Source organism: Acidovorax sp. NCPPB 3576, from assembly GCF_028473605.1.
Classification (GTDB): Bacteria; Pseudomonadota; Gammaproteobacteria; order Burkholderiales; family Burkholderiaceae_C; genus Paracidovorax.
In genome coordinates this window covers 3,289,560-3,311,017 of the sequence record NZ_CP097267.1, presented here as the reverse complement: position 1 = coordinate 3,311,017, position 21,458 = coordinate 3,289,560, and the positions used below count along the sequence as shown (strand labels likewise).

At 67.9% G+C, this 21,458-nt stretch carries 20 protein-coding genes and 1 pseudogene; 14 read left to right on the top strand and 7 right to left on the bottom strand.

The window, feature by feature from the left end; translation table 11 throughout:
- The first annotated feature begins 23 nt into the window (after window positions 1-23).
- From M5C98_RS15265 to cobT, 4 genes are all read left to right on the top strand, one after another.
- Window positions 24-809: a HipA family kinase gene (locus M5C98_RS15265; protein WP_272548289.1), complete on the top strand. Its 786-nt coding sequence runs from the start codon at window positions 24-26 to the stop codon at window positions 807-809.
- The gene (locus M5C98_RS15260; protein WP_272548288.1) at window positions 796-1,188 is read left to right on the top strand and encodes a DUF3037 domain-containing protein; all 393 of its coding nucleotides are present in this window, start codon (window positions 796-798) and stop codon (window positions 1,186-1,188) included. Before M5C98_RS15265 ends, M5C98_RS15260 begins: the two co-directional genes overlap by 14 nt.
- Window positions 1,189-1,450: 262 nt before the next feature.
- The gene (locus M5C98_RS15255; RefSeq protein ID WP_272548287.1) at window positions 1,451-2,917 is read left to right on the top strand and encodes a cobyric acid synthase; all 1,467 of its coding nucleotides are present in this window, start codon (window positions 1,451-1,453) and stop codon (window positions 2,915-2,917) included.
- A 95-nt stretch (window positions 2,918-3,012) separates the two neighbouring features.
- Complete coding sequence (gene cobT / locus M5C98_RS15250) at window positions 3,013-4,083, top strand: nicotinate-nucleotide--dimethylbenzimidazole phosphoribosyltransferase (RefSeq protein ID WP_272548286.1); 1,071 nt, start codon at window positions 3,013-3,015, stop codon at window positions 4,081-4,083.
- 34 nt (window positions 4,084-4,117) lie between these two features.
- On the opposite strand, the gene M5C98_RS15245 is transcribed toward cobT, so the two are convergent.
- The gene (locus M5C98_RS15245) at window positions 4,118-5,008 is read right to left on the bottom strand and encodes a LysR family transcriptional regulator (RefSeq protein ID WP_272548285.1); all 891 of its coding nucleotides are present in this window, start codon (window positions 5,006-5,008) and stop codon (window positions 4,118-4,120) included.
- A gap of 186 nt (window positions 5,009-5,194) precedes the next feature.
- Here M5C98_RS15245 and M5C98_RS15240 point away from each other — a divergent pair, with 186 nt between their 5' ends.
- Complete coding sequence (locus tag M5C98_RS15240) at window positions 5,195-6,442, top strand: MFS transporter (protein ID WP_442867288.1); 1,248 nt, start codon at window positions 5,195-5,197, stop codon at window positions 6,440-6,442.
- Between the two features lie 27 nt (window positions 6,443-6,469).
- On the opposite strand, the gene M5C98_RS15235 is transcribed toward M5C98_RS15240, so the two are convergent.
- On the bottom strand, window positions 6,470-7,618 hold the full coding sequence (locus M5C98_RS15235; RefSeq protein WP_272548283.1) for a hypothetical protein: 1,149 nt from the start codon (window positions 7,616-7,618) through the stop codon (window positions 6,470-6,472).
- A gap of 453 nt (window positions 7,619-8,071) precedes the next feature.
- Here M5C98_RS15235 and M5C98_RS15230 point away from each other — a divergent pair, with 453 nt between their 5' ends.
- Window positions 8,072-9,187 carry an alginate lyase family protein gene (locus M5C98_RS15230; RefSeq protein ID WP_272548282.1) on the top strand — a complete coding sequence of 372 codons (1,116 nt, stop codon included), beginning with the start codon at window positions 8,072-8,074 and terminating at the stop codon, window positions 9,185-9,187.
- Between the two features lie 58 nt (window positions 9,188-9,245).
- Here the strand turns inward: M5C98_RS15230 and M5C98_RS15225 are convergent, their stop codons facing one another.
- The 3 genes from M5C98_RS15225 to M5C98_RS15215 all read right to left on the bottom strand — a co-directional run bounded on the left by M5C98_RS15225 (window position 9,246) and on the right by M5C98_RS15215 (window position 11,127).
- Window positions 9,246-9,629, bottom strand: coding sequence for a hypothetical protein (locus tag M5C98_RS15225; protein WP_272548281.1), 384 nt, complete (start codon window positions 9,627-9,629; stop codon window positions 9,246-9,248).
- A 210-nt stretch (window positions 9,630-9,839) separates the two neighbouring features.
- The gene (locus M5C98_RS15220; RefSeq protein WP_272548280.1) at window positions 9,840-10,163 is read right to left on the bottom strand and encodes a hypothetical protein; all 324 of its coding nucleotides are present in this window, start codon (window positions 10,161-10,163) and stop codon (window positions 9,840-9,842) included.
- Between the two features lie 82 nt (window positions 10,164-10,245).
- Window positions 10,246-11,127: a DUF6402 family protein gene (locus tag M5C98_RS15215; protein WP_272548279.1), complete on the bottom strand. Its 882-nt coding sequence runs from the start codon at window positions 11,125-11,127 to the stop codon at window positions 10,246-10,248.
- A gap of 272 nt (window positions 11,128-11,399) precedes the next feature.
- Here M5C98_RS15215 and M5C98_RS15210 point away from each other — a divergent pair, with 272 nt between their 5' ends.
- The 7 genes and pseudogenes from M5C98_RS15210 to M5C98_RS15180 form a co-directional block, all read left to right on the top strand.
- Window positions 11,400-12,488 (top strand): ABC transporter ATP-binding protein, encoded by a 1,089-nt coding sequence (locus M5C98_RS15210; protein ID WP_272548278.1) that lies wholly within the window; start codon window positions 11,400-11,402, stop codon window positions 12,486-12,488.
- A 109-nt stretch (window positions 12,489-12,597) separates the two neighbouring features.
- Window positions 12,598-13,881, top strand: a complete 1,284-nt coding sequence (locus M5C98_RS15205; RefSeq protein ID WP_272548277.1) for an ABC transporter substrate-binding protein — start codon at window positions 12,598-12,600, stop codon at window positions 13,879-13,881.
- A gap of 87 nt (window positions 13,882-13,968) precedes the next feature.
- Window positions 13,969-14,883 carry an ABC transporter permease gene (locus M5C98_RS15200; protein WP_272548276.1) on the top strand — a complete coding sequence of 305 codons (915 nt, stop codon included), beginning with the start codon at window positions 13,969-13,971 and terminating at the stop codon, window positions 14,881-14,883.
- Between the two features lie 92 nt (window positions 14,884-14,975).
- The gene (locus tag M5C98_RS15195; protein WP_272548275.1) at window positions 14,976-15,875 is read left to right on the top strand and encodes an ABC transporter permease; all 900 of its coding nucleotides are present in this window, start codon (window positions 14,976-14,978) and stop codon (window positions 15,873-15,875) included.
- Window positions 15,872-16,678, top strand: a complete 807-nt coding sequence (locus M5C98_RS15190; RefSeq protein ID WP_442867185.1) for a GntR family transcriptional regulator — start codon at window positions 15,872-15,874, stop codon at window positions 16,676-16,678. Before M5C98_RS15195 ends, M5C98_RS15190 begins: the two co-directional genes overlap by 4 nt.
- Window positions 16,679-16,709: 31 nt before the next feature.
- Window positions 16,710-17,459 carry an aspartate/glutamate racemase family protein gene (locus tag M5C98_RS15185; RefSeq protein ID WP_272548274.1) on the top strand — a complete coding sequence of 250 codons (750 nt, stop codon included), beginning with the start codon at window positions 16,710-16,712 and terminating at the stop codon, window positions 17,457-17,459.
- A gap of 122 nt (window positions 17,460-17,581) precedes the next feature.
- A pseudogene (locus tag M5C98_RS15180) lies at window positions 17,582-17,683 on the top strand (AbrB/MazE/SpoVT family DNA-binding domain-containing protein); the annotation flags it as partial.
- A 163-nt stretch (window positions 17,684-17,846) separates the two neighbouring features.
- Here the strand turns inward: M5C98_RS15180 and M5C98_RS15175 are convergent.
- Window positions 17,847-19,175 carry an MFS family transporter gene (locus tag M5C98_RS15175; protein WP_442867184.1) on the bottom strand — a complete coding sequence of 443 codons (1,329 nt, stop codon included), beginning with the start codon at window positions 19,173-19,175 and terminating at the stop codon, window positions 17,847-17,849.
- Between the two features lie 366 nt (window positions 19,176-19,541).
- On the opposite strand from M5C98_RS15175, the gene M5C98_RS15170 reads away from it, so the two are divergent.
- Window positions 19,542-20,612 carry a YcjF family protein gene (locus M5C98_RS15170; RefSeq protein ID WP_272548273.1) on the top strand — a complete coding sequence of 357 codons (1,071 nt, stop codon included), beginning with the start codon at window positions 19,542-19,544 and terminating at the stop codon, window positions 20,610-20,612.
- 132 nt (window positions 20,613-20,744) lie between these two features.
- On the opposite strand, the gene nth is transcribed toward M5C98_RS15170, so the two are convergent.
- Window positions 20,745-21,383 (bottom strand): endonuclease III, encoded by a 639-nt coding sequence (gene nth / locus M5C98_RS15165; RefSeq protein ID WP_272548272.1) that lies wholly within the window; start codon window positions 21,381-21,383, stop codon window positions 20,745-20,747.
- Window positions 21,384-21,458: the final 75 nt, after the last annotated feature.

Sequence of the window (21,458 nt, the reverse complement as noted above, 5' to 3'; positions counted from 1 at the left end):
CGCTCCCAGGAGGCCGCCCCGCCATGCGCACCATCACCGTCAGCCGCTACGTCACGCCCCTGCGTGAGGGCGGCTCCATGCCCGCCGTCGTCGAGGGCGACGACCTGGGCCTGTATGTGCTCAAGTTCCGCGGTGCGGGGCAGGGCGTGCGGGCCCTGCTCGCCGAGATGATCGCTGGCGGCATCGCCCGCGCGCTCGGCTTGCCCGTTCCCGAAATCGTTCTGGCGCAACTCGACGTGGCCCTGGCGCAGACCGAGCCCGACCCCGAGATCCAGGACCTGGTCCGTGCCAGCGGCGGCCTCAACGTGGGGCTGGATTACCTCTCGGGCGCGGCCAACTTCGACCCGGCGGTGGACGCCGTCTCGGACGATTTCGCCTCGCGCCTGGTCTGGTTCGACACGCTGGTGGGCAACGTGGACCGCACGGCGCGCAACACCAACCTGCTGGTGTGGCACCGCAACCCCTGGCTGATCGACCATGGCGCGGCGCTGACCTTCCACCACGCCTGGAACGGCTCGGTGGCGCTGCCCGCCAAACCCTTTGCGCCGATTGCCGACCATGTGCTGCTGCACCGCGCCACGGCGCTGGCCGAGGTGGATGCAGAGCTGGCCGCGCTCCTCACGCCGCAGGTGCTGCAAGGCGTGCTGTCCGAGGTGCCCGATGAATTCTTGCAAATGGCCGGTGCCGACCACGCCGAAGGCCCGTTGACGGCGCCCGGCACCCACCGGCAGGCCTACGCGGATTATTTCGCCGCGCGGCTGGCAGGGCGCAGCGCCTGGCTGAAAGGAGCGATCGATGCACGCGGCTGATGTGTACGACTACGCCATCGTGCGCGTGGTGCCGCGGGTGGAGCGCGAGGAATTCATCAATGCCGGCGCCATCCTGTCGTGCCAGCGCACGGGCTTTCTGCAAGCCGCCATCGCACTGGACGAAGCGCGCCTGCTGGCCCTGGACCCCGCGGCCGACCTGGACACGGTGCGCCGGCACCTGGCGGCCATCGTCGCCATCTGCGCGGGCGACACCGGCTGCGGGCCGATCGCGCAGATGCCTTATCGATCGCGCTTTCACTGGCTGACCGCCCGGCGCAGCGGGATCATCCAGACCTCGCCGGTGCACACCGGGCGCTGCACCGATGCCGGGGCGGCGCTGGAGCACATCATGGGCCGCATGGTGCGTCCGCTGGGGTAGCACGCCCTCGTCGCGTGCGCGCGCGACCGGCGCTGCTCGGCGGGGATGATCGGCATGGGGTTGACCTGGGGCGAATGAAGTCCTGCAAGCGTTCAAGACCTGTGCCGGGCAGGGGACAATACGGCTCCTTCCCTTTCGATCTGCGCCGTGCATTCCGCCCCATTCGCCTTCGCTGTCCGTTCTCCGATGGCCTTGCCTCGTCTCGCCGCCCCCCTGCGTGCGGGCGGCATCCTTCGAGCCCTGTCCGGGGCGCGCCACTGACATGGCGGCCCGTTGCGTGATGGTGCTGGGCACGACCAGCGGCGCCGGCAAGAGCTGGCTGGCCACGGCCCTGTGCCGCTGGTACAGCAACCAGGGCCTGAAGGTGGCGCCGTTCAAGGCGCAGAACATGAGCAACAACGCGCGCGTCGTCGCCGGGCCGGACGGGGGTTACGGCGAGATCGGCAGCGCGCAGTATTTCCAGGCCCTGGCGGCGCGGGCCGAGCCCGATGTGCGCATGAACCCGCTGCTGCTCAAGCCCGAGGCCGATACGCGCAGCCAGGTGGTGCTGATGGGGCAGGTGAGCGAGGAGCTGTCCGCATTGCCCTGGCGCGGCCGCAGTGCGCGCGTGTGGCCGCAGATCGCCGCTGCGCTCGATGCGCTGCGCGCCGAGAACGACGTGGTGGTGATCGAAGGCGCGGGGTCTCCTGCCGAGATCAACCTGCAAGCGAGCGACGTGGTCAACCTGCGCGTGGCGCGGCATGCGGGCGCGAGCTGCCTGCTCGTCACCGACATCGACCGGGGCGGCGCCTTCGCCCACCTGTACGGCACCTGGGCCCTGGTGCCCGAGGACGAGCGGGCGCTGATCCAGGGCTTCGTGCTCAACAAGTTCCGGGGCGATGCGGCGTTGCTGGCCCCGGCGCCCGAGATGCTGCAGCAGCTGACCGGCGTACCCACCGTGGCCACCATCCCCATGCAGTGGCACCACGGCCTGCCCGAGGAAGACGGCGTGTTCGACGATGCCGCGCGCGCCAGCGGCGTGGTGCACACCACCATTGCCGTGGTGGCCTACCCGCGCATCAGCAACCTCGACGAGTTCCAGCCCTTGAAGGCGGTGCCCGGCGTGCGGCTGCTGTGGGCGCGCAGCCCGGCCGATGTGGCGGGGGCCGACTGGATCGTGCTGCCCGGCTCCAAGGCCACCGCGGCCGACCTGGCCTGGCTGCGCGCGCAGGGGCTGGACGCCGCCGTGGCCGCGCATGCGGCGCGGGGCGGGCGGGTGCTGGGCATCTGCGGGGGCCTACAGATGCTGGGCGAGGCCCTCATCGACACGCACGGCGTGGACGGCAACGCGCCGGGCCTGGGCCTGCTGCCGCTGGTGACGGCCTTCGAGCCTGCCAAGACCGTGCGCCACACCCGCACCGCGTTCGGCGCCGCGCAGGGCGCCTGGCAGGCGCTGGCCGGCGCGGCCGTGCAGGGCTACGAGATCCACCACGGCCAGACCGCGCAGCACCCGGCGATGGCGGCTGCGGGCGACGTGGCGCACGAATTGATTCCGGGCCTGGCATGGCAGAACGCGCATGGCAACGTGCTCGGTGTGTATCTGCACGGCCTGTTCGAGGACGCGGGCATCCTGCGCGCACTCTTCGGGGCCGACGCGCCCACGCTCGATGCGGTGTTCGACCGGCTGGCCGGCGGCATCGACACCTGGTTCAGCCCGCAGTGGCTGCAGGCGCATCGTGGGCGTGCATGAACTGGTGCGCGATCTCGCGCGGGATGCGGACCGCATCGTTCGGCGCGGCCTTCTGAGTTTTGTTTTTCCGACCGTTTTCGTGGAGTGAATGACCCATGTCCCTTGCCGTTGACCTGCCGCTGCCCTCCGTCGCTCCCCTGGCCGACGACGCCCTGGCGGCCCGCCTGCAGCACTTGCTGGACCACAAGACCAAGCCGCTGGGCGCTCTGGGCCGGCTGGAGTCGCTGGCGCTGCGCATCGGCCGCATCCTGGGCACCGAGGCGCCCGTGCTGCGCCAGCCGCAGATGCTCGTGTGCGCGGCCGACCATGGCCTGGCGGCGCGCGGCGTGTCGGCCTTTCCAAGCGATGTGACCTGGCAGATGGTGGAGAACTTCCTGGCCGGCGGCGCGGCGGTGAGCGTGCTGGCGCGCCAGCACGGGCTGGACCTGACCGTGGCCGACTGCGGCGTGGCGCGCACCATCGCCCCGCGGGACAGCGCACCGGGGCAGCCGCGCCTGCTCAGCCACTGCCGCGTGGCTGCCGGCACGGCCGATGCATCGGTGGGCCCGGCGATGACCGCGGACCAATGCGCCCAGGCCATCGCCCATGGCGGCGCCATCGTGCGCAGTTTGCCGGGCAATGCCCTGCTGCTGGGCGAGATGGGCATCGGCAACACGTCGGTCGCCTCGCTGCTGCTGTCGCGTCTGTGCGGCCTGCCGATCGGCGATTGCACGGGCGCGGGCACCGGCCTGGATGTGGAGGGCGTGGCACGCAAGCGCGCGGTGCTGCAGCAGGCGCTGCAGGCCAATGCCGGTGCCACCGAGCCGCTGCAGGCGCTGGCCGCGCTGGGCGGGCTGGAGGTGGCCACCCTGGTGGGCGCGGTGTTGCAGGCCGCCAGCGAGCGCCGGGTGATCGTGGTGGACGGCTTCATTACCAGCGCGGCCGTGCTGGTGGCCAGCCGCCTGGCGCCCGCCGTGCTGGAGCGCTGCGTGTTCGCCCACCGCTCGGGCGAGCGCGGCCACACGCTGCTGCTGGGCGAACTGCAGGCCGAGCCGCTGCTGGACATGGGCCTGCGCCTGGGCGAAGGATCGGGCGCCGCGCTGGCTTGGCCGCTGCTGATGTCGGCCTGTGCCGTGCTGCGCGAGATGGCGAGCTTCGAGTCGGCAGGGGTCGCCGGCAAGGTGTGACCCGGGCGGCGCTCGTCCTGTAAAAAGCCCGGACCTATCGGGCCGCGGGCCGGGCCAGCGCAACGAAGTTCTGAACGAAGGGCGAGCGGTCGCCTTCGCGGTGGGCGATGGCCAGGCTCACCAGGGCCGACTGGCTGGTCAGCGAACGGTAGGCCACGCCCTTGAAGGCCAGATGCCGCATGGAGGCGGGCACCAGCGCCACGCCCAGCTCGGCCGCGACCAGCGCAAGGATCGACACGATCTGCGGAGCGGTGGGTCCCAGTTGCGGCTCGAAGCCTGCCGCGCGGCAAGCCGCCACTGCGGCATCGAACAGGCTGGGTCCGAGCGGGCGGGGCGTGAGGATGAAGGGCTCGCCGCGCAGCTTGAGCAGATCGATTCGCGGGCCTTTGCGCGAGGCGGCGTGGCTGGCCGGCAGCGCCACGATCAGCGGCTCGTCCGGGTAGCGGTGAAAGTGCAGGCCCGTGGCGTCCAGGCCATCCGGGCGCAGGATGGCGATGTCCAGCCGCCCGTCGCGCAGCCGCTCCACCAGGGTGAGGGAGTTGCCCTCGTCGATCTTCAGTTCGACCTGTGCGAACCCGCGGCGGTACGAGCGGATGGCCTGCACCACCACGGGATTGAGCGCGGACGAGCCGGTGAACCCCAGGTGCAGCACGCCCGACTCGCCGCGCGCCGCCCGCTGCGCCGCCCTCACGGCGTCGAAGGTGCGCGCCGGCAGGCCACCCACGCCTTCCAGGAAAGCGCTGCCTGCGTCGGTGAGCCGCGCGCCGTGCGGCACGCGGTGGAACAGCGGCACGCCCACCTCGGCTTCCAGGTCCTTGATCTGCAGGCTCAGCGGCGGCTGCGCCATGCCCAGGCGCGCCGCGGCCCGGGTGAAGTTGCCTTCCTCGGCCACGGCGATGAAGTAGCGGATGTGGCGCAGTTCCATCAGGTATCTGAAATAGGTATGGCAATGAGATGAATCATATATTGGACATATGTAAGGGAAGCGCCTAGATTCCAGCGCTGGCTGCCTTCAACGCAGCGCCTTTCCCTCGCCGCCTTTTGCCCTGCCGCCATCGTTCGACCCATGCCTTCGTTGACCGCCTCTCCAGACCTCGCCCCGCCTTCCGCCATGCCCTTGGCAGAGCAGCCTGCGGCCCGATCCACGTCGCCGGGCACGTCCGCTTCGGGCTGGATCGCGCGCGGCTCCGCGGATTACCGGCGGGCCGCTGCGGCACTGTTCCTGGCGGGGTTCGCGAGCTTTTCGCTCATCTACTGCGTGCAGCCGCTGCTGCCGGCCTTTGCCCGCTCGTTCGGCATCAGCCCGGCGCAAAGCGCCTTGCCGCTGTCGCTGACCACCGGCCTGCTGGCTGTGGCGATCGTGCTGGCGGAGGCGTTCTCGCAGGCGCTGGGGCGGCGGGGGCTGATGTTCGCGTCGATGGCGCTGGCTTCGCTGCTGAACATCGCCGCGGCCATCGTGCCCAGCTGGCACGGCCTGCTGGTGGCCCGCGCGCTGGAAGGGCTGGTGCTGGGCGGCGTGCCGGCCGTGGCCATGGCGTACCTGGCCGAGGAGATCGATCCGCGCCATCTGGCGCACACCATGGGCCTGTACGTGGCGGGCACCGCGTTCGGCGGAATGATGGGGCGCGTGGGCATGGGCGTGCTCACCGAATGGGTGAGCTGGCGCGCCGCGCTGGGCTGCCTGGGCGCGCTGTGCCTGCTGTCGGCCGTCGGCTTTCTCGTGCTGCTGCCGCGGTCGCGCCATTTCACGCCCCAGCCCGGGCTGCAGATCCGCTACCACCTGCGGGCATGGGGCGGGCACCTGCGCCACCGCGGGCTGCTGCGGCTGTTCGCCATCGGCTTTCTGCTGACGAGCATCTTCGTCACCCTGTTCAACTACGCCACGTTCCGCCTGTCCGGCGCACCTTACGGCCTGAGCCAGACGCAGATCAGCCTGATGTTCCTGGTGTTCGGCTTCGGCATCGTTTCCTCTTCCGTGGCGGGCCGGCTGGCGGACCGCCTGGGGCGGCGAGGGCTGCTGGTGGCAGGCTTCGCGTTCATGCTGGGCGGCACGCTGCTCACCCTGTCTCCGTCGCTGTGGGGCGTGTTCGCAGGCATCGCGCTGGTGACCACCGGCTTCTTCATCGGGCACTCGATCGCCAGTTCATCCATCGGCCCGCTGGCCGGGCTGACCAAGGGGCATGCGGCATCGCTCTACCTCTGGTTCTACTACATGGGTTCGAGCGTGGTCGGATCGGTGGGCGGCTGGTTCTGGCAGCACGGCGGGTGGCCGGCCATCGTGGGGCTGACGGGTGCGCTGGCGGTGCTGGGAGTCGGACTGTCGGCCGCGCGGCCGCGGGGACCCGCCGCCAAGGCCTGACGGCCGCCGGCTCGCCGCAGGCGCCTTTCAGTTCGCGAACCACTGCCCGTTGCCGTCGCTCAGCAGGAAATACTTGAAGGCGCCTTGCAAGGTGCTGCCGATGCCGCTGCCGCTGAAGCTCGCATTCACGATGGTGTCGGCGCCCGAGGACTGCAGGATGACCGATGCGCCGTTCTGTGGATCGAGGGTGAGGATGGTGAGCGTCTGCCCCGCCACGTTCGCGGGGGGCAGGGTCAACGTGCTGCCGCCCTGGGCCGCGTAGTACACGCCGCCGGTCGGGGTGCTGGGCACGGTGGCGCCCGATGACAGGGTGCCGCCCTGCACGAGCTGCCCGGGCTGCACCCAGACGCCGTCCGAGCGCAGGTAGGTCCCGCTCGCGGCGGCAGCGCCTCCCTGCAATTTGGACACGCTCACCGCGTCGTCGGCCAGCTTGACGTTGGTCACCGCCGAGTCCAGCAGCTTGAGCGTGGAAATCGCCTGGTCGGCCATCTTGCTGGTGGTGACGGTGCCATTGGCCACCTTGCTCGTGGTGATGGCATTCACGGCAATGTTGGCATTGGCGATGGTGAGGTTGGCGATCTTGTTGTTGGTGATGGCGCCGTCGACGATGGTGAGCACGCCGGTGTTGCTCAGGCTGGCGTCGCCCGTCAGCGTGACGGGCGACTGCGGGCTGAAGGGGGAGGACGATGACGTCAAGGTGATCTGCCCTCCGGCCGTGCCGTTGGCGTACCCCGCGCCGGTGGCCCCTGCCGTCCCGGCCGCGCCCGTTGCACCGGCGGCGCCTGCGGGCCCAGCGGCACCCGTCGCTCCCGTGGCGCCGGCCACGCCGGCCGTGCCCGCAGGCCCGGTGGCCCCTGTCGGGCCCGTGGCCCCCGTGGCGCCGGTCGGGCCCGCGGCCACGCCTGCGGCACAGGGCCCGAGGGCCCCTGTGGTGGTTTCAAAACACAGCACCGTGGCCACGGGTGTCTGTGCGGAAAGGGTGGGCAGGAAGACGCCGCCGCCATCCTGGACGCGCAGGCCCTCCTGCGTTCCGTTGGCGCTTCGAACCACGAAGCCGCCTCCCGGCGGCACGGTGATCCGCACATCGGCGGCCTGTGCCATGGCAGCGCTGCCCAGGCACGCGGCCACAAGGGCTGCATGCAGCAGGGAGGGGCGGGTCTGTATCGAATGGTTCACGAAGGATTCCCTGGATAGATGGTGGTGGGCCCGATGGATGGCCGTGCGCTCAGACAGGCGCAAAGGGAACGGGCGGGAGCCTATGCCTCGCCCGTATGAATGTATATAGGTGTTTCAATCGTCGCGAGGGAAATACACCTGTGCTTGCAATGCAACGGTGTGCGGATGGGCACGGCCGGCGCCGGCTGAAACCGTTGGAAGCAAGGGTGGCCCGCCGGCCCCCCAATCATGGGCTGGGCAGCCGGTCGTTTGGCCAGCTCGCGGCAGGCCCGAGGCGGCTTGCCTTTCTATCGGCCTGGATTGGCCGCCGCTGCGTCATCTGGCGGTGGCCTTGTTCACTCGGTTCATCGGAGGGTGGTCTGTCTGGCCATCTTGCGGTTGCGTGCAACGCGGTGCGGCGTTGTCCGCCAGGAAAGATCAATGGCAATGTTTCGGTCGGGAGCTCGGCACGCGATGCCCTTTGTCCATGGTGGCCGCAAGGCCGTGTCGGCGGCTTTGGCCTTCGCGATGCTGTCTTGCGCCGCGCTATCGCACGCGCAAACGCTTTGGCCCACCGAGCGGCAATGGGCGCAGGCGAGAGAGCCATCGGCGTCCGTCCCCGCATGGCGCAGTGCCGTCACCGCCCAGCGCCGCATCGCCGAAGACGCGATGAAGAGCGAGCCCCGGCCCGTGGCCGTGCTGACCACCGGCGGCCGGCTGCGGGGCGATGCGCTCAAGGCGCAGACCGAGGCGGGCCTGCAGGACATGGCCAAGATCCAGGCGCTGGCCATCACCTACCGGCTGGACCGCGACCCGCGCCATGCCGCCAAGGCGGGCGAGTACCTGCTGCGCTGGTCGCAGGCCAACCACCCGAGCGGCCAGCCCATCGACGAAACCGGCCTGGAGCCCGCCATCTTCGGCTACCGGATGGTGCGGGGCGACTTGGGCGCCGCCACGCGCGAATCGATCGATGGCTGGATGCGCCGCATCGCCGAGGCCGAGATGGGGTCGCGGGAGATGAAGAAGAAAACCGCCACCAACAACTGGCACAGCCATCGCCTGAAGATCGTCGGGCTCATCGGCTTCGCGCTCGGCGATGCGCGGATGATCGCCTATGCCCGGGACGGCCTGCGCGCGCAGATCAACGACAACCTGCTTGCCAGTGGCGAAAGCGTCGATTTCCAGGAGCGCGATGCGCTGTCGTACCACGTGTACGACCTGCGCCCGCTGGTCACCCTGGCGCTGGCCTTCGCAGAGCAGGGCGAGGATTTCTACCATTGGAAGGCGGCGAACGGCGCCTCCATCGCCCACAGCGTGGCGTGGCTGATGCCGTATCTGAAGGGCGAGAAGACGCACGCCGAGTTCGTGCGCAGCGACGTGCGCTTCGACAAGGCGCGATCGGACAACGGCGAACGGGGCCACGTGGTCGGCAGCCTGTACGAGCCACGCGACGCGCTGCCGCTGCTGGTCCTGGCCGCCGCCTACGATCCCGAATGTGCCGCCCTGGCCCAGCGGCTGAGCGGCGGGCGCGCGAACTGGCGCCTGGCATTCAACCTTCTGCCTGCTGCTGCACGCACCACGGGAGGATGAGCGGAGGGGTTGCCGGCCCCGGCGTGCAGGGGCCGTCGCCGCGCCGGCAATTGACCGCTCAGGGCTTGACCTCCAGCCGCACGCGACGCCGGTCCGTGCTGACCGTGACCGACAGGCAATCGTCGGACCACACCGGACGAAGCGCGTCGGCGTCCGAATGCTCCGCCCGGCCGTACGACCGCCCGGCCTGGTCCACCAGCTTCACGTACCCGGCGCCGTCGCTGTAGTCGTAGAACTCCAGGCTGTAATCGCCGCCGCCACAGACATCGGTGTGCATGAGTTCGGCGGTGTTGAATGCGCGGGAGGAGAGCAGGGAGCCGGCCAGCAGGGCGAGCGGCATGCCGGCCAGCAACAGCAACGCCCATCGCGGCCAGGTCTGCCAAAAGCGGGGCTGGCGGAAGGCCGCGCGGTGGGTGGAGAGGGAAGAGGTGTGGGATTTCATGGAAAGGTGTATCGAAGGCGGGCTCAGCGATGATGGGCCGATGGATGTGCCAGTGAAGGGCGCACTTTTAAATCTGTGCGTTCTTCATCGGTGCCGACATTGACGATGAGGCAGTCAGGTGCCTGATAGGAATGACCGAGGTGTTCCCTGCGAGAACGTGTGGAGCATCGACCGCTGCGAGGACCATGACATTGGGGTGCTGAGTCGCCCTCATGGCGCTACGCTCAACGAGACAGAATCTTTGTCTGTGTTGACACTCACCTGCTTGCAATCGTTTGACCAAATTGGTCCTAGTTCAGTCCCTTCTGAAAAAAGCGACTGGCCGTGCGCGCGGCCAGCGCCATCTACCAGTTGAACGTAGCCGTCTCCGTTTCTGTACAGGTAGACATCCAAGCGATGGTTGGTGTTTTCACAGTACGAGGAGTGAGAGAACTCGGCCTTTCCAAAATAACTGGAGTTGGCAAGTACGAAAAGAATAGGGGTGTTGAACACCAGCCAGATTGCAAGGGATAGCAAGGCGACGAGCCAGAACATCAGTCCAACCCACCATTGCCATCTGCGCCAAAATGTTCTGCGCTTCGTGGTGGACGCGGGAGTTGGCAAGTGCATGCGCATCTCAAGTCACCTTGAAATACCAAGTCAAAGGTGTCCTCAGTTTTTCACGATAAAGATCGGAGAAAACAATGAAGTCACCACCCTTTTGATGGCGTGAGCGCCATTCGCGGAAACTGGCGTTTTCCACCATATAGAGATTTGAGGAAGGCACCTTGCGCACTTCACTGGCATTCCAGTTTCCAAGGATCTGGTCGCCTGAGAAGTCGTAGCAGTCTCTTATGTAGAAAGCCAAGCTGTGAATGTCTACTCGGTGCGTGGGTGCGATGGTGTTTCTCTGCAATGGCGTGACAACGCCCTCTGCTGCGACATGCAATGTGAAAGCGCCCAGTGCGCAATACATGTCATCAAGCGGGTCCGTCAGTTTTTCGAAGCCGTTCGCCGATACGGAGCGAGCATTGACATGTGCCGTCTCATGCACATCGACGACGGAATGACTGATGCCGAACGGTGCGGCATGGGCTCCCAGCTTCCCCGTCTTTAGGAGGTTGGTGAAGAGCTCCTTTTGTGAAAAGGCCCAACTTCTTTCTGAACCTTTGCCAGCTACGGCATTTTTCAGTTCCAAATAAGTTTCCTGCGTCCTTCCGAATCGCAGGGCCCACGGCATGCTGACAATCGAAGTGTCGAGGTGCTGCATGGCCAAAGACCTGTGGTCTACCCCTAGGCCTGTTTTCCAGGCACTCGGCATGGCGAAGGGTGCTCCCGTGAACCATTTGCGCATCAGGGCCGCGCCCACGCGGAATCCGTTCTTTTCCATGGCAGCAGGAATATCGGTCAACTGGATATTCTTGAAGCAACCGGCGGCCGGGTAATCCGAAGCGAGGCTGATCGGCTTCGCCATCAGCCGGGCCGCGGCAAGCGCGGCATCGTTGACATCTTTCGTCATGAATCCTCCCTTTTATCTATGCAAGGCACGGTAGCCATTTCTATGCACATAACCGCGCGGCGCATCTTAAAAGTTCCTCCTCCGCAATGGCCCCTTTGCAACGTACTCTTACTTTATTTGCATAAAAATCACGTAACCATTGGGCAAATAACATCTGTGGTGCCTTCAGTCGCCACAGCGGTGCACCGATCTTCATGGCGGCGTAGTTTTGTATACAAAACGGTGCAAAAACCGTATTCCAGGCTGGCATGGCGTTTGCGTGATGCCCCGGCATGGATGCCACCTCCCACCCCTCGGCCCCCGCCGCCATCGAAATCGTCGCGCTGACCAAGCGCTATGCGCAGGGCAAGCCTGCCGTCGATGGCATCGATCTGCGCATTGCCAGCGGCAGCTACTGCTGCCTGCTGGGGCCTTCGGGCTGCGGTAAGAGCACCACGCTGCGCATGATCGCGGGGCACGAGTCGGTGACCAGTGGCGATGTGCTGCTGGAAAACCGCAACATCACCGATCTGCCGGCGGCCGAGCGGGGCACGGCGATGATGTTCCAGAGCTTCGCGCTGTTTCCCCATCTGTCCGCGCTGGACAACGTGGCGTTCAGTCTCAAGATGAAGGGCGTGGGCAAGGCCGAGCGGCAGGGCAGGGCGCGGGCGCTGCTGGAGCGCGTGGCGATGGGGCACCTGGCCGACCGCAAGCCGGCGGAGCTGTCGGGCGGGCAGCAGCAGCGCGTGGCGTTGGCGCGCGCACTCATCACCGAGCCGCGCGTGCTGCTGCTGGACGAGCCGCTGTCCGCGCTGGACCCGTTCCTGCGCATCCAGATGCGCGCCGAGCTGCGGCGCTGGCAAAAGGAGCTGGGGCTGACCTTCATCCACGTGACCCATTCGCAGGAAGAGGCCATGGCCCTCGCCGACACGATGGTGGTGATGAACCATGGCCGCATCGAGCAGGTGGGCTCGCCGCACACGATCTACAACCGGCCCGCGAGCGAGTTCGTGGCGCGCTTCATGGGCGGGCACAACGTGATCGCCACACCGTCCGGCCCAGTGGGCGTGCGCACCGACCACCTGCAGATCGCCGCGGTGGGCGAGGCGCTGCCGGCCGGGTCGAGCCACATCGGCGCGGTGGTGACCGATGTGGAGTACCAGGGCACCTACGTGCTGCTGGGCCTGCAGGACGAAGGCGCCGTGGTGTCGTCCAGCACCACCGCCGCGTATTCCGTGATGGTGTCCGAAGACGCCTATGCCGCCCGGCCTTATCAAGTGGGCGATGCGGTGCGCCTGCACTGGCGGCCTGAGCGCGCGCATCCGCTGCAGGCGCCTTCCGGGCCGACCTCGGCGGGCGCTGTCGTCGCGGTGCCGGCCTGAGGCGCTGCAGGCCGGCGACCGCCACCCACCGGGCGTCATGGTTCCCGCTGCCCGTGCCCGAAAAAAAGATTTCCTCCCCCTGTCCCTTCGTTCAACCTAGGAGCTTTCCATGTCCGATGCGTCTTCCGAATCCCTCGCTGCCCCATCGTCCGCCGTGCAGCGCCGCTCGCTGCTCAAGGGCACGGCCGGCATCCTGGCCGCCGGCATGTTCCCGGCCATCCATGCGCAGGAGAAGATCGTGCTGCGCTACCTGGGCACGGCGGTGAACCAGGACAAGGCCATCGCTGAAAAATTCAAGGCGGACACGGGCATCGAGATCCAGTATGTGGCCGTGACCACGGACGACGTGACCAAGCGCGCCGTCACCGCGCCCAACAGCTTCGACCTGATCGACACCGAGTACTTCTCGCTCAAGAAGATCGTGCCCACGGGCAACTTGAAGGGCATCGACACCAAGCGCATCAAGAATGCCGACAAGATCACCCCGCTGTTCACCACCGGCATGGTGGGCGGCAAGGCGGTGGGCGAGCAGGGCACCGCGCCCAAGAAGGTGATCTACCTCGAAGGCGAAAAGAGCAAGGTGTTCGCCAAGAGTCCAACGCAGTTCATGAGCCTGATTCCCACCGTGTACAACGCCGACACGCTGGGCATCCGCCCCGACCTCATCAAGCGTCCCATCGATTCCTGGGCCGAGCTGCTGAACCCCGAGTTCAAGGGCAAGACGGCCATCCTGAACATTCCTTCCATCGGCATCATGGATGCGGCGATGGTGGTCGAGGCCATGGGCCTGTACAAGTACCCCGACAAGGGCAACATGACCAAGAAGGAGATCGACCTCACGATCAAGACCTTGATCGAAGCCAAGCGCGCCGGCCAGTTCCGCGCGCTGTGGAAGGACTTCAACGAGTCGGTCAACCTGATGGCCTCGGGCGAGGTGGTGATCCAGTCCATGTGGAGCCCGGCCGTGACGGCGGTGCGCACCAAGGGCATCGCCTGCAACTTCCAGCCGCTCAAGGAGGGCTACCGCGCCTGGGCCGCGGGCTTCGGGCTGCCGGCCACGCTGTCGGGCAAGAAGCTGGACGGCGCGTACGAGTTCATCAACTGGTTCCTCGACGGCTGGGCCGGCGCGTACCTCAACCGCCAGGGCTACTACAGCGCCGTGCTGGAGACCGCCAAGGCCAAGATGCAAGCCTACGAATGGGCCTACTGGATGGAGGGCAAGCCTGCAGCGCAGGACATCAAGAGCCCGAATGGCGACCTGCTGGCCAAGGCGGGCAGCGTGCGCGACGGCGGCAGCTACGAGTCGCGCATGGGCGGCATCGCCTGCTGGAACGCGCTGATGGACGAGAACAACTACATGGTCCAGAAATGGAATGAATTCGTCGCGGCCTGACCGATGAAGCCGGGCGGCATCCGCTGCCCGGGCTCACCGATCGGCGAGTCCCAGAAGCCCTTTCCTTTAAGCACGTTCCACCGCACCATGAGCCCTCCTTCGACCTCCCATACCGCTGCCGTGGCCGCCGCGCCCGGCCGCGGGATCGCGGCCTGGTGGCAGGCTGCGCCGTTCACCGCGGTGTTCGTGCTGTTCTTTCTGGTTCCGCTCGGGCTCATCCTGATGGTGAGCTTCTGGGACTTCAACGAATACGAGCTGCTGCCCGGCTTCACCTTCAAGAACTACCTGTCGGTGTTCGAGGGCTGCGGCAACACGGCCGACCTGTGCACCACGTTGCGCACCTACCTGTCCACCCTCAAGTTCAGCCTGCTGGTGTGGGGCATCACGCTGGTGCTGGGCTTCGCGGTGGCGTACTTCCTGGCCTTCCACGTGCGTTCGCCCGGCATGCAGACGCTGCTGTTCGTGCTGTGCACCATCCCGTTCTGGACCTCCAACGTGATCCGCATGATCTCGTGGGTTCCGCTGCTGGGGCGCAACGGGCTGGTGAACCAGACGCTGATCGACCTGCACCTGATCCAGACCCCGATCGAGTGGCTGCTGTTCTCCGATTTTTCCGTGGTGCTGGCCTTCGTGCACCTGTACACCATGTTCATGATCGTGCCGATCTTCAACAGCATGATGCGCATCGACCGCAGCCTGCTGGAGGCCGCGAGCGACTCCGGCGCCTCGGGCTGGCAGACGCTGTGGAACGTGATCGTGCCGCTGTCGCGCACCGGGATCATCATCGGCTCGATCTTCGTCATCACCATCGTCATGGGCGACTTCGTCACCATCGGCGTGATGGGCGGGCAGCAGATCGCCTCGGTGGGCAAGATCATCCAGGTGCAGACCTCGTACCTGCAGTTTCCGCTGGCGGCCGCCAACGCCGTGATCCTGCTGGCCGTCGTGCTGATGATCATCTACGGTCTCACGCGGCTGGTGGACATCCGCAAGGAGCTTTGAACCATGGCCGTTCACGCACTCACATCCTTTTCCGCAGTGCCCCGCGCAGGCGCCGCCCCCTTCGTCTTCCCCATGGCATGGAGGGCCCTTCCATGAAAAAAGCGCGCCTGCGCGAGCCGCGCCCGCTCAGCTTCTGGCTGCTGGCGATGGTGTTCGTCCTGTTCGTGCTGTTCATGTACGGGCCCATGCTGGTCATCTTCGTGCTGAGCTTCCAGGGCCCCGAGGGCGGGCTGACCTTTCCGATGCGCGGCCTGTCGCTGCACTGGTTCCGCCAGCTGGCCGAGGGGCTGGGCGTGGTGGACATCGGCGCGGCGCTGAGGCGTTCGCTCGGCCTGGGGCTGGCCGTGATGGCGTGCACCGTGGTGCTGTCGGTGCTGGCGGGCCTGGCCTTTCGCAAGCGGCTGGCGGGCGGCAACACGCTGTTCTTCGTGGTGGTGGCCAGCCTCATCATGCCGTCCATCATCGTGTCGCTGGGCATCGGGCTGGAGTTCCGCCTGGTCGATACCGCCATCAAGGCGGTGCTGGGCTGGCTGGGACTGCAGGAGACGCTGGAGGGCTTCGGCACCTCGCTGGGCCTGTTCACCTCGGCCCTGGGCGCGCACCTCACGTGGACGCTGCCGTTCGGCCTGCTCATCATGTTCGCGGTGTTCAACCGCTTCAACCCGGCGTACGAAGAGGCGGCGCGGGACCTGGGCGCCACGCCGTGGCAGGGCTTCGCGCACGTGGTGCTGCCGCTGGTGGCGCCGTCGGTGGTGGGCATCGGCATGTTCGGCTTCACGCTGAGCTGGGACGAGATCGCCCGCACCTCGCAGGCCATCGGCGACGTGAACACGCTGCCGCTGGAACTGCAGGGGCTGACATCGACCGTGACCACGCCGTCGATCTACGCGCTGGGCACGCTGACCACGGTGGTCTCGTTCGTGGTGATGGGGCTCACGCTGGCGCTGGTGTGGCTGCTCGGGCGCGGGCGCCGTGCGAGGGCCGACCGATGAAGCCTCCCGCACCCGCCGGCCGCGCCCCCCGTGCGGCGGCCGCGCCGCGCCGTCGTGCCGCGGCCCCGCGCACCGCCGCGCTGCCCGCGACCGGTGCCGACGACGGCCTGCTGAGCGACAACGACATGTACGAGCGCATGGTCTCGGCGATCCTGGACCATCGCCTGCCGCCCGGCACCAAGCTGGTGGAAGACAAGCTGGCCATGGCCTTCGGCGTGTCGCGCACCCGCGTGCGGCCGGTGCTGGTGCGCCTGGCGGGCGAGCAGGTCGTCACCCTCACGCCGCGCCGCGGCGCCTCCATCGCCCAGCCCACGGTGCAGGAGGCGCGCGAGGTGTTCGAGGCGCGCCGCCTGATCGAGCCGCGCCTGGTGTCGCTCTTCGTGGAGACGGCCACCGCGCAGGACGTGGCCTGGCTGGTGCAGAGCGTGGCCGACGAAGAGGCCGCGCGCCAGGCGGGCGACATGCGCCGCGCGATCCGGCTGTCGGGGGACTTCCACCTGCACATCGCGCAGGCGGCCGGCCACCAGACGCTGGGGCGCATCCTGCGCGAGCTGGTGTCGCGCACCTCGCTGATTCTCATGACCTACAGCCCCAGCCATGTGCAGGCCCGCGAAGAGGCCACGGCCTGCGGCTGCCGCGAGCACCGTGCGCTGATCGACGCGATCCGCCTGCGCGATGCGGGCGAGGCCGCGCGGCGCATGCTCGACCACCTGGCGCGCATCGAATCGCAGCTCGAATTCACGCCCCCGCAGGACGCGGCGCCGGACCTGGTGCAGCTGCTGGGCGCGGGCCGCGCGGCCTGAGGCGCCGCGCATCCGAACAACAAGGCAACGCATGCGCCAACTGCTCGTCATCAACCCCAACACTTCGGCCAGCGTCAGCGCCTTGCTGCAGCGCCACGTGCAGGCTGCCGCCGGATCGCACGTGCAGGTGCGCACGGCCACGGCCCGGTTCGGTGCGCCCTACATCGCGTGCGAGGCCAGCTACGCGGTAGCCTCGCACGCGGCGCTGGATGCCTGGGCCGCGGCGCTGGCGGACGGCGGCAGCGCGCCCGATGCGGTGCTGGTCGGCTGCTTCGGCGACCCGGGCCTGATGGCGCTGCGCGAGAGCAGTCCCGTGCCGGTGACCGGACTCGCCGAGGCGTCGTTCATTACCGCGGCGCGGCAAGGGCGCTTCGGCATCGTCACCGGCGGCGAGCGCTGGGGCCCGATGTTGCAGCGCCTGGCGCAGGCACTGGGGCACGCGCCCATGCTGGCGGGCATCCACACCGTGGCGCCCACCGGCGCGCAACTGGCGGCAGACCCCACAGCGGCGCGGGCGCTGCTCGCCCAGGCCTGCCGCGACGTCGTGCGGCAGATGGGCGTGCAGGCCGTCATCCTGGGCGGCGCGGGCCTGGCCGGCATGGCCGGCGCGATCCAGTCCGAAGTGGGTGTGCCGTTGATCGACAGCGTGGTGGCCGGCGCGCAATGGGCGCTGCGCACGCATGCGCTGCCGTGCGAGCGCACGCAGCCCCGATGCGACGTGGCCTGGGAGCAGGTGTCGCCGGAGCTTGCGGCTCTGGGGCTGGGACACGATGGCCGGTAGCGACCGTTCCACCCGCTGCTGGCTGCAATGGCCTGCGATGCGATTCAGTGGATGAACACCGTGAGGTTTGACGGTATCTGCCGGGTGTTTGGTATTACAGGCGTTGTTGGGCGGAGATGCCCATGCATAGGCTCAAACTGACCCAGGTCGGAAATTCCGTTGGCGTCGTCCTTCCCAAAGAGGCATTGGCCCGCTTGAAGCTGCGCAGAGGAGAGTCTGTTTTCTGCAGGCGACCCAGGCAGAAGCCACCGTGACCATGTTGTCGGTCGCGGCGGGTGACTTGTCCGAACAGGCCTTTGCGGATTGGCTGCGGGCGCACACCGTGCCGCGCGCGTGAGGCGGCGGGCCGGCCAGGCCCGCAAAGCGTCGCGGGCCATGGATCGTCCATCAATGGTCGTGGTGCAGATAGCTCGCCTGGCGCGGCAGGCGCAGGCTGACCACGAACGCCAGCACCATCATGCCGGTCACGTACCAGAAGAACACCGTCTCATGGCCGATGGATTTGAGCCCCAGCGCCACATATTCGGCCGAGCCGCCGAAGATCGCGTTGGCCACTGCGTAGGCCAGGCCCACGCCCAGCGCGCGCACCTCGGGCGGGAACATCTCGGCCTTCACGATGCCGCTGATGGAGGTGTAGAAGCTCACGATGGCCAGGGCCAGCGCGATCAGCACGAAGGCGACGTAGGGGCTGGTCGTGTGCTGCAGCGCCGTGAGGATGGGCACGGTGCCCAGGGCGCCCAGCGCGCCGAACAGCAGCATGTTGTTGCGCCGGCCGATGCGGTCCGACAGCGCCCCGAACAGCGGCTGCATGCACATGTACACGAACAGCGCGCACGTCATCACGTAGCTGGTGGTCTTGATGGGAAGGCCCACCGTGTTCACCAGGTACTTCTGCATGTAGGTGGTGAACGTGTAGAAGATCAGCGAGCCGCCGGCCGTGTAGCCCAGCACAGTGAAGAAGGCGGCCTTGTGGTGGCGGAACAGCGCGCCCATGGTGCCGGCCTCCTTGTTCTGCCGGGCGGCGTCGGTCTGCGTCTCGTGCAGGGTGCGGCGCAGCAGCAGCGCGACCACGGCCGAGATGGCGCCGATCACGAACGGGATGCGCCAGCCCCAGGCTTTCAGCTCGGCCTCGCTCAGCAGCGTCTCCAAAATCACGATGACCAGCACCGCCAGCAGTTGCCCGCCGATCAGCGTCACGTACTGGAACGAGGAGAAGAAGCCGCGCTGGCCGCGCAGCGCCACCTCGCTCATGTAGGTGGCGGTGGTGCCGTATTCGCCGCCCACCGACAGCCCCTGGAACAGGCGGCACATCAGCAGCAGGAAGGGCGCCCAGGCACCGATGGCGGCGTACGTCGGCAGGCCGGCGATGACCAGCGAGCCCGCGCACATCATGGTGACCGAAATCAGCATCGAGGTCTTGCGCCCGTATTTGTCCGCGATGCGCCCGAACAGCCATCCGCCGATGGGCCGCATGAGAAAGCCCGCGGCGAACACGCCGGCGGTGTTCAGCAACTGGGCGGTGGGGTCCGATTTGGGGAAGAAGGCCGGCGCGAAGTACAGCGCCGAGAAGGCGTACACGTAGAAGTCGAACCATTCGACGAGGTTGCCCGACGAAGCCGCCATGATGGAGAAGACGCGGTGGCGTTTCTCCTCGGCGGTGTAGGCGCGGGGCGCCGGCGCGTCGGCGTCGGCCTCGGTAGGGACGGATGCAGTCATGGAAGACGGGCCTTTCTGGTCCGCATGCGGGGCATGCAGGGTGTGTTGTTGTGGCAGGCCGCATTGTCGTTGGGACGACGAAGCCCTGCCTGTCAGTCAAATCCGGCATTGCGCGCCGCCGCCTATTGAAAACCGCGCTTTCGCTCCTAGATGCAGCCCCGGGGATCGCTCTGCCATTGCGGCGGCCGGCCCTCCTTCCTCTGCAAAAACCAAAGCACACAGCGCAGCGGGAACCCGGATCGGCACCGCGCCGGCCCGCCAGCCTGTTGGAGGCCGGCGGCCCGGCCACGCGGCGCCGTCCGATGGCCTCCCTCCCCCCGTTTGTTTGACGCCTTTTCGTTTTTGCCACCCGAGGAACACCGATCCATGCAACCCGAACACACCCGCGCCGTGATGGCCATCAGCCTGATGGCGGCCTTTGCCGACGAACACAAGGACGAGCGCGAGCGCGAACACCTGCGCCAGCTGGCCGAGTCGCTGAGCGCCGGCACCGGCCTGGACCTGATGAAGCTCTACCAGGACGTGCTGCTGCAGCGCGTGCGCATCGAAGACGCGGCCCTGGCGCTGGACACGCCCGCGCTGCGCCAGCTGGCCTACGAAATGGCCGTGGGCGTGTGCGATGCCGACGGCGTATGCAATGCCCAGGAAAAGGCCTTTCTGCAACGCCTGGGCACGGCCCTGCAGATGGCGCCGGACGAAGCCGCCGCCGTGGTGCGCGAAGCCGATGCGCTGGCGGCTGCGCCGCTGCGCGATGCGCCCGTTGATTCGCAAGGCGCATCGCAGGGTTGGGCCGAGCCTGCCGCGATCGCCGTGGCGGGTGCGGGTGCCGCTGCGGCGGTGGCGGCGGGCACCGCGGCCGTCTCCGCCCCGGGCCAGGCACTGGCGCCCGTGCCCGTTGGCACGCCGGCGCCGGCCATCGATCCCCATGCGGCAGAGATCGACTCCATGGTGCTGAACGCCTCCATCCTGAACGGGGCGCTGGAGCTGCTGCCGCAGTCGCTGGCGTCCATGGCCATCATTCCGCTGCAGACGCGGCTGGTCTATCGCATCGGCAAGCTGTACGGCTACGAGCTGGACAAGGGCCACATCACCGACTTCCTCGCCACGGTGGGCGTGGGCCTGACCTCGCAGTATGTGGAGCAGTTCGGCCGCAAGCTGGTGGGCGGGCTGCTGGGCAAGGTGATGGGCGGCATGGGCCGCGCGGTGGGCAGCGCCGCCACGGGCTCGGCGTTCTCGTTCGCCACCACGTACGCGCTGGGCAAAGTGGCGCAGCGCTACTACGCCGGGGGCCGCACGCTGGGCAAGGACGCGCTCAAATCCTCCTTCTCGCGCACGGTGGACGAGGCACGCAACCTGCAGCAGCGCTACGCGCCGCAGATCCAGCAACGTGCGCAGGGCCTCGATGTGGGCAAGCTGCTGCGCGAGCTGCGCGCCTGATCCGGCGGCGCGCGGTGCCGGCCATGGGGTGAATCCGCCACCCCGGGCGCAAGGGGTGTTTTGCTATGAAAAATATAGCTATACGCCCTAGTATTGATTGCGCTGGAGGCACTTTTGATGCCCAGCCGTCTGTCACGGCGGCGGGGTCTTTGGCTGGTAGTCGCAGTACGGCGCCACCACGCATTCCCAGCAGCGCGGCTTGCGCGCCTGGCACACGTAGCGGCCCAGCAGGATCAGCCAGTGGTGCGAGTCCACCGCGTAGGCCGCAGGAACACGCTTCATGAGCTGCAGTTCCACCGCCAGCGGGTTCTTGCCGGGCGCGAGACCCGTGCGGTTGCTGACCCGGAAGATGTGCGTGTCCACCGCCATGGTGGGCTGGCCGAACGCCACGTTCAGCACCACGTTGGCCGTCTTGCGGCCCACGCCGGGCAGGGCCTCCAGCGCCTCGCGGGTGCGGGGCACCACGCCGCCGTGCTGCTCCACCAGGATGCGGCAGGTGGCCATCAGGTGCCGGGCCTTGCTGCGGTACAGGCCGATGGTCTTGATGTAGCCCTCCAGCCCTTCCAGCCCCAGATCGAGGATGGCCTGCGGCGTGCCCGCCACCGGAAAGAGCTTGCGCGTGGCCTTGTTCACGCCCACGTCGGTGGCCTGGGCCGAGAGCAGCACGGCGGCCAGCAGCTCGAACACCGTGGTGTATTCCAGCTCCGTGTTGGGCATGGGGTTGGCGGCCTTCAAGGTGGCGAAGAAGGGTTCGATCTGCGCGGTCTTCATGGTGGCAATGTCGTTTTGGGCAGGCGGGGAGCCGCATTGTCCCGCAGCCGGTCGGCCGGCCGTCTGCCGGCACGG

What these genes read in the sequence shown, in the direction of transcription:
- M5C98_RS15190 (WP_442867185.1), top strand. Translation starts at nt 15,872, where the DNA reads ATGAAGCCTCCCGCACCCGCCGGCCGCGCCCCCCGTGCGGCGGCCGCG.
- M5C98_RS15185 (WP_272548274.1), top strand. Translation starts at nt 16,710, where the DNA reads ATGCGCCAACTGCTCGTCATCAACCCCAACACTTCGGCCAGCGTCAGC.
- M5C98_RS15265 (WP_272548289.1), top strand. Translation starts at nt 24, where the DNA reads ATGCGCACCATCACCGTCAGCCGCTACGTCACGCCCCTGCGTGAGGGC.
- M5C98_RS15205 (WP_272548277.1), top strand. Translation starts at nt 12,598, where the DNA reads ATGTCCGATGCGTCTTCCGAATCCCTCGCTGCCCCATCGTCCGCCGTG.
- M5C98_RS15200 (WP_272548276.1), top strand. Translation starts at nt 13,969, where the DNA reads ATGAGCCCTCCTTCGACCTCCCATACCGCTGCCGTGGCCGCCGCGCCC.
- M5C98_RS15210 (WP_272548278.1), top strand. Translation starts at nt 11,400, where the DNA reads ATGGATGCCACCTCCCACCCCTCGGCCCCCGCCGCCATCGAAATCGTC.
- M5C98_RS15195 (WP_272548275.1), top strand. Translation starts at nt 14,976, where the DNA reads ATGAAAAAAGCGCGCCTGCGCGAGCCGCGCCCGCTCAGCTTCTGGCTG.
- M5C98_RS15220 (WP_272548280.1), bottom strand. Translation starts at nt 10,163, where the DNA reads ATGTTCTGGCTCGTCGCCTTGCTATCCCTTGCAATCTGGCTGGTGTTC.
- M5C98_RS15175 (WP_442867184.1), bottom strand. Translation starts at nt 19,175, where the DNA reads ATGACTGCATCCGTCCCTACCGAGGCCGACGCCGACGCGCCGGCGCCC.
- M5C98_RS15255 (WP_272548287.1), top strand. Translation starts at nt 1,451, where the DNA reads ATGGCGGCCCGTTGCGTGATGGTGCTGGGCACGACCAGCGGCGCCGGC.
- M5C98_RS15245 (WP_272548285.1), bottom strand. Translation starts at nt 5,008, where the DNA reads ATGGAACTGCGCCACATCCGCTACTTCATCGCCGTGGCCGAGGAAGGC.
- M5C98_RS15225 (WP_272548281.1), bottom strand. Translation starts at nt 9,629, where the DNA reads ATGAAATCCCACACCTCTTCCCTCTCCACCCACCGCGCGGCCTTCCGC.
- M5C98_RS15170 (WP_272548273.1), top strand. Translation starts at nt 19,542, where the DNA reads ATGCAACCCGAACACACCCGCGCCGTGATGGCCATCAGCCTGATGGCG.
- M5C98_RS15215 (WP_272548279.1), bottom strand. Translation starts at nt 11,127, where the DNA reads ATGACGAAAGATGTCAACGATGCCGCGCTTGCCGCGGCCCGGCTGATG.
- M5C98_RS15230 (WP_272548282.1), top strand. Translation starts at nt 8,072, where the DNA reads ATGCCCTTTGTCCATGGTGGCCGCAAGGCCGTGTCGGCGGCTTTGGCC.
- nth (WP_272548272.1), bottom strand. Translation starts at nt 21,383, where the DNA reads ATGAAGACCGCGCAGATCGAACCCTTCTTCGCCACCTTGAAGGCCGCC.
- M5C98_RS15260 (WP_272548288.1), top strand. Translation starts at nt 796, where the DNA reads ATGCACGCGGCTGATGTGTACGACTACGCCATCGTGCGCGTGGTGCCG.
- M5C98_RS15240 (WP_442867288.1), top strand. Translation starts at nt 5,195, where the DNA reads ATGCCCTTGGCAGAGCAGCCTGCGGCCCGATCCACGTCGCCGGGCACG.
- cobT (WP_272548286.1), top strand. Translation starts at nt 3,013, where the DNA reads ATGTCCCTTGCCGTTGACCTGCCGCTGCCCTCCGTCGCTCCCCTGGCC.